19 protein-coding genes are annotated in these 13628 nt (G+C 41.0%); all 19 read left to right on the top strand.

All coding sequences use genetic code 11. The annotated features are described in order from the left end of the window. Window positions 1-8: 8 nt before the first annotated feature. On the top strand, window positions 9-1277 hold the full coding sequence (locus HXT25_RS00895) for a site-specific DNA-methyltransferase (RefSeq protein ID WP_422118584.1): 1269 nt from the start codon (window positions 9-11) through the stop codon (window positions 1275-1277). Beyond that, window positions 1270-2757: a DNA (cytosine-5-)-methyltransferase gene (gene dcm, locus HXT25_RS00890; protein ID WP_422118583.1), complete on the top strand. Its 1488-nt coding sequence runs from the start codon at window positions 1270-1272 to the stop codon at window positions 2755-2757. The genes HXT25_RS00895 and dcm overlap by 8 nt, the downstream gene beginning before the upstream one ends. A gap of 66 nt (window positions 2758-2823) precedes the next feature. Continuing rightward, window positions 2824-3459: a virulence protein gene (locus HXT25_RS00885; RefSeq protein ID WP_422118582.1), complete on the top strand. Its 636-nt coding sequence runs from the start codon at window positions 2824-2826 to the stop codon at window positions 3457-3459. After that, on the top strand, window positions 3459-3686 hold the full coding sequence (locus tag HXT25_RS00880; protein WP_422118832.1) for a DUF4314 domain-containing protein: 228 nt from the start codon (window positions 3459-3461) through the stop codon (window positions 3684-3686). Before HXT25_RS00885 ends, HXT25_RS00880 begins: the two co-directional genes overlap by 1 nt. A gap of 106 nt (window positions 3687-3792) precedes the next feature. Continuing rightward, window positions 3793-4077, top strand: a complete 285-nt coding sequence (locus tag HXT25_RS00875; RefSeq protein WP_422118581.1) for a transcriptional regulator — start codon at window positions 3793-3795, stop codon at window positions 4075-4077. Window positions 4078-4208: 131 nt separating this feature from the next. Continuing rightward, a complete protein-coding gene (locus HXT25_RS00870) occupies window positions 4209-4433 on the top strand; it encodes a DUF7678 domain-containing protein (RefSeq protein WP_410310738.1) in 225 nt (74 codons plus the stop codon). Between the two features lie 220 nt (window positions 4434-4653). Then, window positions 4654-4941 carry a DUF2089 family protein gene (locus HXT25_RS00865; RefSeq protein ID WP_116691913.1) on the top strand — a complete coding sequence of 96 codons (288 nt, stop codon included), beginning with the start codon at window positions 4654-4656 and terminating at the stop codon, window positions 4939-4941. Next, window positions 4934-5203, top strand: coding sequence for a hypothetical protein (locus HXT25_RS00860; RefSeq protein WP_410310737.1), 270 nt, complete (start codon window positions 4934-4936; stop codon window positions 5201-5203). The genes HXT25_RS00865 and HXT25_RS00860 overlap by 8 nt, the downstream gene beginning before the upstream one ends. A 125-nt stretch (window positions 5204-5328) precedes the next feature. Further along, window positions 5329-6921, top strand: coding sequence for a terminase large subunit (locus HXT25_RS00855; protein WP_422118580.1), 1593 nt, complete (start codon window positions 5329-5331; stop codon window positions 6919-6921). A gap of 11 nt (window positions 6922-6932) precedes the next feature. Next, window positions 6933-8231: a phage portal protein gene (locus tag HXT25_RS00850; protein WP_422118579.1), complete on the top strand. Its 1299-nt coding sequence runs from the start codon at window positions 6933-6935 to the stop codon at window positions 8229-8231. After that, complete coding sequence (locus tag HXT25_RS00845) at window positions 8179-8913, top strand: head maturation protease, ClpP-related (protein WP_081264724.1); 735 nt, start codon at window positions 8179-8181, stop codon at window positions 8911-8913. The genes HXT25_RS00850 and HXT25_RS00845 overlap by 53 nt, the downstream gene beginning before the upstream one ends. Window positions 8914-8915: 2 nt before the next feature. Next, the gene (locus HXT25_RS00840; RefSeq protein WP_422118578.1) at window positions 8916-10100 is read left to right on the top strand and encodes a phage major capsid protein; all 1185 of its coding nucleotides are present in this window, start codon (window positions 8916-8918) and stop codon (window positions 10098-10100) included. Between the two features lie 30 nt (window positions 10101-10130). Then, window positions 10131-10409, top strand: a complete 279-nt coding sequence (locus tag HXT25_RS00835; protein WP_422118577.1) for a head-tail connector protein — start codon at window positions 10131-10133, stop codon at window positions 10407-10409. Further along, window positions 10410-10742 (top strand): phage head closure protein, encoded by a 333-nt coding sequence (locus HXT25_RS00830; protein ID WP_116691917.1) that lies wholly within the window; start codon window positions 10410-10412, stop codon window positions 10740-10742. After that, window positions 10739-11119 (top strand): HK97 gp10 family phage protein, encoded by a 381-nt coding sequence (locus HXT25_RS00825; protein ID WP_285068273.1) that lies wholly within the window; start codon window positions 10739-10741, stop codon window positions 11117-11119. Before HXT25_RS00830 ends, HXT25_RS00825 begins: the two co-directional genes overlap by 4 nt. Continuing rightward, window positions 11112-11450: a hypothetical protein gene (locus HXT25_RS00820; protein WP_422118576.1), complete on the top strand. Its 339-nt coding sequence runs from the start codon at window positions 11112-11114 to the stop codon at window positions 11448-11450. The genes HXT25_RS00825 and HXT25_RS00820 overlap by 8 nt, the downstream gene beginning before the upstream one ends. After that, the gene (locus HXT25_RS00815) at window positions 11434-12006 is read left to right on the top strand and encodes a major tail protein (RefSeq protein ID WP_422118575.1); all 573 of its coding nucleotides are present in this window, start codon (window positions 11434-11436) and stop codon (window positions 12004-12006) included. Before HXT25_RS00820 ends, HXT25_RS00815 begins: the two co-directional genes overlap by 17 nt. 17 nt (window positions 12007-12023) lie before the next feature. Next, a complete protein-coding gene (locus HXT25_RS00810; RefSeq protein WP_014554474.1) occupies window positions 12024-12389 on the top strand; it encodes a hypothetical protein in 366 nt (121 codons plus the stop codon). 288 nt (window positions 12390-12677) lie between these two features. Continuing rightward, on the top strand, window positions 12678-13334 hold the full coding sequence (locus tag HXT25_RS00805; protein ID WP_032812428.1) for a hypothetical protein: 657 nt from the start codon (window positions 12678-12680) through the stop codon (window positions 13332-13334). The last annotated feature ends 294 nt before the right edge of the window (window positions 13335-13628 follow it).

Raw genomic sequence — 13628 nt, 5'->3', positions numbered from 1 at the left:
GAAAGCTTATGGAAAAAGAAATGCAGTATTATCTGGCTGACGTAAGTGAGCTTATCCCGTATGTGAGAAACGCTCGCACGCACTCTGAGGCGCAAGTATCTCAGATAGCGGCAAGTATTCGCGAGTTTGGTTTCCTCTCCCCAATTCTAGTGGCTGAGGATAATACGATTCTCGCAGGACACGGCAGGCTTGCCGCGGCACTAAAACTGGGTCTTAAAAAAGTTCCGTGCGTGAAAGAAAACCATTTAACTGAAACACAAAAGCGTGCGTATATTATTGCGGATAATAAGCTTTCACTTAACGCAGGCTGGGATAGTGAGCTTTTAGCAGTCGAGTTATCGGAGCTTGAAGGGGCTGATTTTAACCTTGATCTTCTCGGGTTTGATGAGGCGGAGCTTTCCAGTATTTTTGATGCTGATAAAGACGTAAGCGATGATGATTTTGATGTTGAAAAAGAGCTGGAAGAACCGTGTTTTTCTAAAACAGGTGACATATGGACGCTTGGTAAGCATCGTATTATTTGCGGTGATTCAACCGATTCTTCCACGTTTGAAAAACTGCTGGGTGAAACGAAAGTAAATCTTGTTTGCACGGACGCACCTTATTTCGTGAACCTTGAAAACGCGTCAGGGAAAATTAAAAATGATGATTTAAGCGATAAAGAAGGCTACGAGTTTTTAATGAAAGTTTTTACCAACTTTAAAAACTCTATGGCAGCTGACGCGTCTATTTACGAGTTTTACGCGACCATGAAAGCACGTGTTTTCTACGATGCTTTTGAGGACGCGGGGTTTAAGGTTGCAGCCGGTTTAATTTGGAAAAAGCCGAGAGCTCCACTTATGCGAACGGACTGGAAGTTTAACATGGAGCCGATTATTTACGGTTGGCGTAAAGACGGTAAACATAAGTGGTATGGCGATCAGAAACAGACAGCCGTGTTTGAGTTCGATGGGATTAAAAACTCGAAGGAAGAAGGCTGTGGGCATCCTTCCAGTAAGCCCGTGCCGTTAATCGCTTATCTTATTAAACAAAGCACGCAAACAAACAGTCTTGTGTTAGACGGGTTTTTAGGTTCGGCATCCACGCTTATAGCCTGTGAGCAGATTGGCAGAGTTTGTTTTGGAGTGGAGCTTGAACCTAAATTCATTGACGTTGCGGTTAAACGGTATATGAAGTTTCACGATGATAAAACCAAGGACGTGCTTCTTATACGAGATGGGAAACAGTATAGCTACGAGCAGGCAATTGAAATGATGAAAGAGGCTGGCGATGAGTAAAACACTTACACTCGCCAGCCTTTTTGATGGCTCGGGCGGTTTCCCTTTAGCGGCTACGCTTACAGGGATTAAACCTTTATGGGCAAGTGAAATCGAGCCGTTTCCTATAAGAGTCACCACTAAAAGATTGCCTTATGTTAAGCACTTAGGTGATGTGTCAAAGATTAAAGGCGATGCTGTGGAAGCGGTTGATATTATCACCTTTGGAAGCCCATGTCAGGACATGTCGATTGCAGGTAAACGGGCAGGTCTTAGCGGTTCTCGCTCGAACCTGTTTTTTGAAGCGGTTCGGATTATTAAAGAGATGAGGAGGAAAACAGGTGGACAAAAACCAAGATATATCGTTTGGGAGAACGTTCCGGGAGCGTTTTCCTCAAATAAAGGAGAAGACTTCGAGAAAGTTATCAAAGAAATCTGTGCTGTCAAAGGACATACGTTTAATGCTCCTAGACCTGAAAAATGGAGCAGTGCAGGACTTGTCATGGCAGAAGATTTCTCACTCGCATGGAGGGTACTTGATGCTTCATACTTCGGAGTACCCCAGAGAAGAAAACGTATCTTTCTTGTCGCAGATTTTGATGGACAAAGTGCCGGAAAAATATTATTTGAGCAAGAAAGCATGCCTGGGGATTTTACGGCGAGCGGAAAGCCGTGGCAAGAAACTGCCGGACATTTTGAAACAGGCACTGGTGATGCAATCGAAAGATACTGTTTAAACGATCAGGGCGGAAGCAGAATGGACGTGTTTGAAAACAAAAGCGGCACGCTTACAGCAAGTGTGGGAAACCATCCACCGCTCGTGTTTGAAAATCACGGGCAGGACTCACGGTATAAAGGGCCTCTTAGCGTGTCTCAAACCGTGCTTTCCACGTTTGGAACAGGTGGGAATAATCAGCCTTTTGTGGTTTGTGATAAAACCTGTTTTGATGTTCGTTTAACATCGCTCAACACGAAAAACAAGCGTGCTAAAGTGTATGAAACGAAACTGGCAAGAACAATTAACACAGGGCTAAACTCGCCTGAAGCTAATCAAGGCGGTCTTGCAATAGTGTATTCTACGAGTAAAAACTCGCATCACATGAATGCTCGGGCTGAAATGACAGACACGCTTGTGGCAAGTGACTATAAAGATCCTCCTGTCGTAAACGATATGAATGAGGATAAACACTATGTGGTTAGACGTTTAACACCGAAAGAATGTGCAAGACTGCAGGGTTTTCCTGACTGTTGGTGTGATAGTCTTCAAACGGAAAATCCGAGCGATGAAGAGCTTATCTTTTGGCAGGATGTGTTTGAAACACATCGAAAACTAGTCACGAACGCCTGTAAGCCTAAAAGCAAAAATCAGATAATCAAATGGCTTAAAAATCCTCACACTGATTCGGCAGAATACAAGATGTGGGGCAACGGCGTGGCACTTCCCTGCGTGTATTTCGTTCTCAAAAATATCGCTTATTTTCAGGGAAAAGAAAGCACATAAGACTTGCTATAAACCTTCTTTAGAGTGATGTATATACACAAGGAAAAACCTAAAGGAGGTATTAAAATGAGCTTAGAATATGGCTTAAAAGGTTCTAAAAGAAAACCACTCATACAAGCAATAGAAGATTTAACGGGTCTTAAAGCCGTGTATCTGAAAACTCCCAGCATGGCTTACAAGATAGGTCCTTTCACAGTTGGTAAAACTGGGACAGTAACATCTGCGGATGATGAAGACCTAAAGGATCTAAAACAAATACTTGAGGGTGACTATGGTATAAGCCTTCCTAAAACACAAGATGAAAGCACACGCATGCTTACAGTAGAGTTTCCAAAAGATAAGCTGGATGTGACTAAGCTTAGAAAAATCATCAAAAACAAGGGTGATTTAATTAAAAAAGCACTCGATGTGGCAAGCCTTGAAATAGAGGAAAATGATGAAACAGTTAGTTTTCCCTGGTTTAAAAACGTAGACCAAGATCATATGGATACTTACATGAAGCTTGTTTCTGCTCTTTGCAAAATGAGTTTGGAAGTAAAACATGTGAATGAAACTAAGCATAAGCCGGTTAACGATAAGTATGCCTTCAGATGTTTTCTTCTTAGACTCGGGTTTATAGGCGATGAGTTTAAAAAGGATAGAAAGATTCTGCTTTCCCGTTTAGAAGGCTCCTGCGCTTTTAGAAACGAAAGAGGTGAATGATGAGAACGGTAAGTAGAGAACAGGTTGAAAAGCTTAGAAAAACTTATCCGATAGGTTGTTTGGTAGAGCTTATCTTAATGGATGATGTTCAGGCACCCCCTATCGGCACTAAAGGCAGAGTACGAGGTGTTGATGATATGGGTTCAATCATGGTTTCTTGGGAAACAGGAAGCGGGCTAAGCGTTGTTTATGGCGTGGATAAGTGCCGAAAAATTAGCGACTTGTAAGAACAATAATTAGTGGAAATACCAGCGGTTTTATCTCGTTTATTGCTTGATAATATGTGCTTTTAGAGTGATATATAGTATCAGCAAAAGCAAAGGAGAAAAACCTATGAAAAAAGAAACCTTACAAAGACTTACAAGCGAAGTTAAAGCCTGCAGACGCTACGCTCTAAACGCAATCAAAAAAGCTGAAGAAGGAAAAATTAGTTCGGCTATCAGCATGCTTGACATTGCACAAACAGCAAAAACCTGTGCTGAGCAGGCCCACGAGGAACTTTGGAAGTTAAGCGAAGGAAAACTAAACGATACGGAATTTGAACTGTTCGCGGATGCTGAAACCTTGGACAAGGATATTCAAAAAGCCTACCAAGCGATTAAACAAGCAAGAAACTAAAAACAGAATTGGCAAAAACCAAAGAAAAATCGTGGAATTACCTGCGATTTTTTCTCATTTATGACTTGCTATTCTGTGCTTTTAGAGTGATATATAGTACTAACAAAAAGCACAGAAAAAGGAGCAAAACCATGTGGGAACAAGGCACGCTTAGAGTAGAAGATCAGGTTGTAAGCTACAGCATGAAGGTTTTTGAAGAGCCAAGCGAATATGGGATTAACCAGGGAAGAATTTCCAAGCTTACTTTGAAAAACAATAACAAGGTTATCGCAAACTACGATAGAGGCTGGGATATTATGCCAACAGATAAGCTTGCAAATGAGGCTTTAGAAATGATCCTCGATGCTAGAAACTAAAAACTGAAATTTTATTAAAAGCAGCAGGGCTTTTAAGGCCCTGTTTCTCGTAGAAGATATAAACGATATGGACGCAAGCAGGCGTCTTTTTTATGCTTGGGTTATTATTGTACGCTTTTCAAAGTAAATTAAATTGACAGTCGAATAAAATTGAAAATAAAAGCTTCTTATTGAATATTATTAGAAATTGTGTTAATATAAGAGAAAAAGGAGCGTGCTTATGAAGAATGATTGGATCTTTAATCTCGATGATAATGAAATAGCGTTTATTAAGCAGTTCATTTTATCGTCTGGATCATTGAAGAGCATGGCTGACTATTATGATAGCTCCTACCACATAATCAGAAGTAATCTTAATCAGTTAATTGAAAAGGTAAAGCTTATGGAGGTGGATGAAGATCCGTACGTGAAGTTCATTAAGTCTTTAGCTTTGCAAGATAAATATGATTATGAAACTACTAAGAAACTGATTGATAAATACAATGAAAGGAGACAAGCAAATGAATAGAGAGTTATTGCTTCTTTACTTGGTGATGGGCATTGTTTTAGCCGGACTTGAAATTTACGTTGTTAAAAGCAGAAAAGCAAATAAATGGATTATACCTGGTGCAGTTTGGATTATTACTATTGCTGTAGCAATCCCATTTTCAGTGAATTTTGGTGCTTTTTCTTCGTTATTGCAGGCTGTCGTTTTGGTAGGCTTTTATATGGAAGATTGGCTTCATAGAAGGAATAGTGATGACGAAAAATTCAAGATAAAAAACTTATGATGAATGCATCATTCGAAAATTTATCTCGATAGGTTAAAGCGGCAAATCGAAGGGTTTGCTGCTTTTTCTTTGAAAGGGCGCAAGCAGGCGTCTTTTTTTATGCCTAAAGAAAGGAGGAGCTTAAGTTGGAAAAATACGAGGTTACTAAGTTTAAAAAAGAAGATTCAACGTATAGTAAGGATTTAGCGGATTATGCTGTAAGTTTTATCGAATGTTTAACACACACGAAAGGAACGTGGGCTGGTAAGCCTTTTAAGCTCCTTGACTGGCAGGAGCAGATTATTAGAGACTTGTTTGGCGTGGTGAAACCGAATGGTTACCGTCAGTTTAATACCGCGTATATTGAGATACCTAAGAAGATGGGTAAAAGTGAGCTTGCTGCTGCAGTGGCACTGCTTTTATGCTGTGGGGATAATGAGGAGCGAGCCGAGGTTTATGGTTGTGCGGCGGACCGTCAGCAGGCAACGATCGTGTTTGATGTGGCGGCGGACATGGTTAGAATGTGTCCGGCTCTTAATCGTAGGGTTAAAATTTTAGCTTCGCAAAAACGTATTATTTTCCTACCAACTAACAGTTTCTACCAAGTCTTGTCGGCTGAAGCCTACTCTAAACACGGGTTTAACATTCACGGTGTTGTGTTTGATGAGCTTCACACGCAGCCAAACCGTAAACTTTTTGACGTGATGACTAAAGGCTCCGGGGATGCTCGCATGCAGCCACTGTATTTTCTGATTACCACGGCTGGTACGGATACGCATTCGATCTGCTATGAGACGCATCAGAAAGCAGTGGATATTCTCGAGGGTAGGAAAATTGATCCAACTTTTTACCCCGTGATTTATGGTGCAAAAGATTCGGATGATTGGACGGATCCTAAGGTGTGGAAGAAAGCTAATCCTTCTCTTGGGGTGACGGTTCAAATGGAGAAAGTTAAGGCTGCTTTCGAGTCAGCTCGGCAAAATCCTGGTGAAGAGAATGCTTTCCGTCAGCTTCGTCTTAACCAGTGGGTGAAACAGTCTATTCGTTGGATGCCGATGGAAAAATGGGATGCTTGCGCTTTTCAGGTGAACGAAGGAGAACTCGAGGGCAGGGTCTGCTATGGGGGTCTTGACCTTTCAAGCACTACCGATCTTACGGCTTTTTCGCTTGTGTTTCCGCCTTTAGATGAGTCGGATAAGTTTCGTATCCTACCATATTTTTGGGTGCCTGAAGAAACCTTGAGTTTACGTGTGAAACGAGATCACGTGCCGTATGACGTGTGGGAAAAACAAGGTTTTATTAAGACTACGGAAGGAAACGTTGTTCACTACGGGTTTATTGAAAAATTCATCGAAGCTTTAGGTGAACGTTTCAACATTCGTGAGATTGCTTTCGACCGTTGGGGCGCGGTACAAATGGTGCAAAATCTTGAAAACATGGGGTTTACTGTGGTTCCGTTCGGACAGGGATTTAAGGATATGAGTCCGCCTACCAAGGAGCTTATGAAGCTTACGCTCGAGCAGAAAATCGCACACTCTGGGCATCCGGTGCTTCGCTGGAACATGGACAACATATTTATTAGGACAGATCCGGCAGGAAACATTAAGGCAGATAAGGAAAAATCAACCGAGAAAATCGACGGTGCTATCGCAACCATTATGGCACTTGACCGTGCTATCAGATGCGGTAACGCGAACACTCAAAGCGTGTATGACAGTCGAGGAATCCTATTCATGTAAGGAGGTGGGTCGTGAATATTTTCAGTAAGATTTTTAAGAGTAGAGATAAGCCTGAAAACAGGATGTTAGGCGGCGGTTATCGTTTCTTAATGGGTGCTTCTTCGTCCGGTAAGAGGGTGAATGAGCGTTCGGCGATGCAGATGACGGCTGTCTACTCGTGTGTGCGTATCCTGTCTGAGGCGGTGGCGAGCCTGCCGCTTCACGTGTATGAGCGCACGAGTACGGGTACGGCTAAAGCGGTTAAACATCCTTTGTATAAGGTGCTTCATGATGAGCCGAATCTTGAAATGACAAGCTTCGTGTTTAGAGAAACCTTGATGACGCATCTACTGTTATGGGGTAATGCTTACGCGCAGATTATTCGAAACGGTAAAGGCGAGGTTTTAGGCTTATACCCTTTAATGCCTGATCGTATGAGAGTTGACCGGGATGAGAGTGGTCAAATTTTTTACGAGTATACGTTAAATGATAGTGATGTTTTAGCGGGTAAAGAAACGAGTGTGAAACTTAAACCCTTTGACGTGCTTCATATTCCCGGTCTTGGTTTTGACGGGCTTGTTGGCTATTCGCCTATTGCGATGGCAAAAAACGCTATTGGCATGGCGATAGCTACGGAAGAGTATGGTGCATCGTTTTTTGCTAACGGTGCTACACCAAGCGGAATCTTGGAATACCCCGGTACAGTAAAAGATCCTCAAAGTATGAGGGATAGTTGGAATAAGGGGTTCTCGGGTTCTAACTCGCATAAGATAGCGATTTTAGAGGAAGGCATGAAGTATACGCCTATTTCTATTTCGCCTAACGAAGCACAGTTTCTTGAAACTCGTAAGTTTCAGATTAACGAGATCGCTCGTATTTTTAGAGTCCCACCACACATGGTTGGTGATTTGGAAAAATCGAGTTTTTCTAATATTGAACAGCAGTCGCTGGAGTTTGTGAAATACACGCTGGATCCTTGGGTGGCGCGTTTTGAACAGTCTATTACGAGGCGGCTTTTTACTGATAAGGAGAAAGAAACTTATTATGTGAAGTTTAACGTGGATGGTCTTCTTCGAGGAGACTATCAGAGTCGTATGAATGGTTATGCTACCGCTCGTCAAAACGGTTGGATGAGCGCGAACGATATTAGACAGTTAGAAAACTTGGATAAGATTCCTGCCTGTGAGGGTGGTGACTTGTATTTGATTAACGGTAACATGCTCCCACTTAACCGTGCGGGAGCGTTCGCAAACAGTAGCGGAAAGGAGGAACAAGGTAATGAGGAAGTTTTGGCAGTGGAAAAACCAGAAGGAAAATCAGGAGTCAAATGAAATATTGGAGAGGACACTGTTTCTTAACGGTACGATTGCTGAAGAATCATGGTTTGATGATGATATTACACCACAACTTTTTAAAGACGAGTTAAACGCTGGTAGTGGGAATATTACCGTGTGGATTAACTCGCCTGGCGGCGATTGTGTGGCTGCGGCACAAATTTATAACATGCTCATGGATTACAAGGGTTGTGTGACGGTCAAGATTGATGGGATTGCTGCGTCGGCGGCATCGGTTATTGCGATGGCTGGCACAAAGGTTTATATGAGCCCGGTGTCAATGCTTATGATTCATAATCCTATGACTGTTGCTTTTGGAAACAGAAACGAAATGGAAAAAGCAATATCAATGCTTGATGAGGTCAAAGAGTCCATTATTAACGCTTACGAGATTAAAACAGGGCTTAACCGTGTGAAACTCTCGCATTTAATGGATTCGGAAACGTGGATGGATGCTAACAAGGCGGTAGAACTCGGGTTCGCTGACGGTGTTTTAACTAGAGGTGAAACCACTGATATTGGCATACCACAGGTTTCAACATTGTATTCGAAAGCAAGCGTGCAAAACACGTTATTGGAAAAAATATCTAAAGCCTGCCGGATAAGCGGTAAGGAAACAAACAATATTAGTGCAGACGATCTTATGGATCGTCTTTTTTTAATCAAAAATTGGAGGTAAACATGATGAACACTATTTCAAACATGGTTGAGAAACGTAACAAGGCCTGGCAGGGTGCGAAAGCTTTCCTTGAGTCTAAACGTGACAAGGACGGGCTTATTTCAGAAGAAGACGCGAAAACCTATGATGAGATGGAAGCGAAAGTGAAAGCTTACAGTACGGAAATTGATCGCTTGGAGCAGATGGAAGTAATGGATAAGGAGCTTTCAAAACCAACATCTGAGGCGATTGTTGCAAAACCTATGAAAACAGGTGCTAACCTTGAAAAACAAGGTCGTGCGCGTGACGAGTATAAGCAGGCAATGCTTACAGCTCTACGCTCTAACTTCAAAAAGTTGGACAATATTCTTCAAGAAGGAATTGACGCTGACGGCGGGTATCTTGTGCCGGAAGAATACGATAATCGTCTGATTGAAACGTTGAAAGAAGAAAACATTATTCGCTCTCTTGCTACCACGATTACTACTAGTGGAGAGCATAAGATTAATATTGCGATGAGTGATCCTGCAGCAGCTTGGATTGAAGAAGGCGCAAGCCTTAACTTTGGGGATTCCAAGTTCGCACAAATCCTGCTTGACGCTCATAAGCTTCACGTTGCGGTAAAAGTTACTGAAGAACTCTTGCATGATAATGCATTTAATCTTGAGAATCATCTTCTCACATCCTTCGGCATGGCGCTGGCTAACGCTGAGGAAGACGCTTTTCTTAACGGTGATGGTGTGGGAAAACCGACTGGTATTTTCAACAAGAAAGACGGCGGCACGTTCCTTAAAGAAACTGCCGGTATTAAAACTGATGATCTGATTGATCTTGTTCACGCTTTGAGGCGACCATACCGTAAAAACGCGAGTTTTATTATGAACGATAAAACAGTCGCGAGCATACGAAAACTTAAAGACAATAACGGTGCGTACGTTTGGCAGCCTTCATACCAGGATGATGAGCCGAACAGGATTCTCGGATACCCGGTATACACGTCTGCTTACGCGCCTGAAAACATGGTGGCTTTTGGTGACTACTCGTACTACAACATTGGTGACCGTGGTTCACGCTCGTTTAAAGAGCTTACCGAGCTTTTCGCTGGAAACGGCATGATAGGTTTCGTTGCTAAAGAGCGTGTAGACGGCAAACTCGTGCTTAAAGAAGCAGTACAGATTCTGCCTGTTAAAACAAGCGTAGCAGCTTAAAAGACGGCTAAAAGTTAAGGAGGGGTGTTGATGATAGTTACAGTCGAGGAAGCAAAAAACTATCTTAGGGTGGATAGTAGAGAAGATGATGAGCTTATCAACACCCTTATTCGTTCTGCTGAAAAACTCTGCCAGGGAGTAGCTCGTAAAAACGATACTAGTTTGATTAGTGAAAACTTTGACGAGTATCGGCTCGCAGTCTTATACGCTACAGGATACTTGTATGAGCATCGGGAAGAAGCAGACCATCACACGCTAACTCTCACTTTACGTTCGATGCTTTTTACTGTTAGAAAAACGGGGTTTTAAATGAGAATAAGTTTATTAAACGAGCGTATTATGCTGCTTAAAAACAGTGTAGAGGTTGATGAGGTTGGTAACCATAAGATTAAGTGGAGTAAATATTACGAGTGTTACGCTACGGTGAGTGCTGAAAGCCCATCTGAGCAGACTTCGGCAGGAAACGTGTGGGATGAGTCAAAAATAGATTTTACTATCCGCTATTCGAAAGAAACAGCCGTAGTCTCATCTCTTGGTTACAGGATTATTTTCCGTGATACGGTTTACGAGATTTTAGGTGTTGACCACATGAATTATAAGAAGAAAAGCCTGAAACTTCACTGTAAGAGGTGTAAAAAGTGAGCAAAGTAAGTATTGGCAGCCTCTCTAAAGAAGTTATTAGAGAGCTTAAAACTTACGCGAAAGTTACAACCGGAAAAGTAAAAGAAGCAGTAAAAAACGCTGGTAAAACAGCAAAAGAAGAAATTAACATGACAGCTCCTAAACGAACTGGAGCGTATGCGAAAAGTTGGGCGGTTAAAACATTAAACGAAACAGGCAGCAGACTAGTTCTCGTAGTGCATTCTAGAAACAAGTATCAGCTTACACACTTGTTAGAGTACGGTCATGCTAAACGAGGCGGCGGACGCGTTGAGGCAAGAGCACACATTAAGCTTGCAGAAGAAAAAGCAGTTAAAAGTTTCGAAGAAAAAATAAGGGAGGCGATAGAACATGACTAAACTTTTAAACATTATGCAAGAGATAGGTTTTCCTTTTGCTTACCATCATTTTGCTGAAGGAGAATCACCTTCCCCACCGTTTCTTGTGTTTCTTACGCCTGCGAGCAGTAATTTTTCTGCAGACGGGAAAACGTATTTTAAAGCAAACGAAGTTCATATTGAACTATACGCAGACTATAAGAACCCCGTACTGGAAGAACAAGTTGAAGCCGTGCTTGATAAGCACGGCATTTTTTATAACAAAACAGAAGCGTTCATAGAGTCAGAACAGCTTTATGAAACACTCTACATTTTTGAAATGGAGGTAACAATAAATGGGAAACAAGGTTAAATACAATCTGAAAAACGTGTACGCGGCAAAACTTAAAAAAGATTCGAGTGGTTTCTCCTACGATGAGCCTAAGCCGATTCCGGGGGCGGTGAGTATAAGCCTTGAGGCTGAGGGTGAATCCTCACCGTTTTACGCTGACGGGATTGTTTACTTCAGGTCGACTGCTAACAACGGTTACAGTGGCGACTTGGAAATTGCTCTTATACCTGAATGGTTTAGGACGGAAATACTACGAGAAGAACTAGATAAAAACGGTGTTCTGGTTGAAAACGCGAAGATTAGTGAAACAGAAAAATTCGCGCTCCTGTTTGAGTTTGATGGTGACGTGAACGCTATCAGACACGTTTTATATAACTGTTCAGCAACACGACCGTCTATCGAGTCAGAAACTAAGGAAGACACTATAGAACCGGGTACGGAAACTTTGTCGCTTACAGCTGATCCTAGAGAAGATGGTTTGGTGAAATCCCGTAGCGGTGACACTACTTCAAAAGAAACCTATGAGAAATGGTATAAGAGCGTGTACGTTCCGCAAGTTAGCGCGGAAAACAAATAAGTTTTAAAGGGGTAAAAGTGTTAGAAAAAACAGTAAAAGTAAATGGTAAAGACGTGAAGTTTCGTTCTTCCGCCACTATTCCAAGACTGTATCGTATTAAATTCAAGCGTGATATTTTCAAAGACCTGTCAAAATTAGAGCAGTCTTTCAAAATCAACGAGGGTGTTTTTGAAATAGCAGATCTTGAAATTTTTGAAAACGTGGCTTATATCATGGCTTATCACGCGGATAATAGTATTCCAGCGAGTATTGATGAGTGGCTTGACGAGTTTGAAATGTTTTCTATCTACGAGATTCTTCCTGAAATTCTAGAACTTTGGGGAGCAAACTTGGAAACTGAAGTAAAATCTAAAAAAAATTTAAAGCAACAACACGGCAAATGACAACCGCGTTGTTTCTTCTTAGATGCACCGAAATCGGGATTAGTATTTGCGAACTGGATCTTTTAACCATCGGCATGGTTTTAGACATGTGGACAGAGAAAGCAAACGATAGTGTGAAATACGATAAGCTCGCAAGCCAAACAGAGTTTGATAAGTTCTAATTTAAAGACTTGAGTATTTTTGGTATGATAATGATAAATATAGTAATAAGCACAAAAAATGGGAAAATATATTTACATTAATATCAGATTGATGTAAATTGAAAAGATTTACGAAAGGAGTATGAATATGATTTATTCAAATGAAAGAAAACTATATTTAAGTGGTTGGCTAAAGAATAATGACAATACATCATATGAGACCCCTTTAAAGTTGCAAAAATTTTTGCTGTTTTATGAAGCCTTTACGAAAGTATCTGGAGAAACACCTGATTTTAGTCATTTAAGAGGGTATAAAAAAGGTCCGGTATTTAGTAATGTTTGGGGAGATTATACTAAGGAAAGAGCAAGCTTTAATGTGGCGGCTCAGAATGCGTATGATAAAAATGTTGAAGCTATTAATGTTAAAAGGGCTGAAAAATGCGCTTTTATAGTTGGTACTATGACGGAAAAGGAATTATCTGATCTTACACATCAGATGAATCTTTGGAAATCAAAAGAAAATCGCATTGTGTCTGGTGAGTATCAAGTAGATTTAGATGAATCGGACTTCAATTATAATGATAAAAAACTGATCGATGCATTAGATGCAATGTATTCAACAAATATGGTAGAAAACTCAAAAATTATAAATTTAGATAAAAAATACTTTGTATTTTCAAAATCTGATTCGGAATTACTTACGGAGAAACATTTCGATATGATGCTTACTCTTGCGGAAAATGAAGAACTCCATAATCCAGTATTCGTCGATATTGACGAAGAAGGGAGGCTTCTGATTGATTAACGAAAAAGATGTTGTGAGGATGAAAGTGCCTTATCCGTCTATATCGGATGGGATGGCTGTGGCTTCACATATGTATATTTGTAATAAACATTCGGGTACAGTGTATGAGTATATTAAATGTCAAACACTAAAACCTTATATGCTTATTAGAAACCCAATGGTTCATTATCATGATGAGCAGCCAGATATATCTAGGAATCCATTTACGCGACCAACTAGAATAGATTGTGATAAGTTATTTCTGACAACTACAGTACATTATGATGATCGATTAAAAACATTAAATCGTCCAGA

This window comes from Gardnerella sp. DNF00476, assembly GCF_049262735.1.
GTDB lineage: Bacteria > Actinomycetota > Actinomycetes > Actinomycetales > Bifidobacteriaceae > Bifidobacterium > Bifidobacterium vaginale.
Note: the sequence above shows the minus strand (reverse complement) of the source record. Positions and strands in the feature narration are given on the sequence as shown.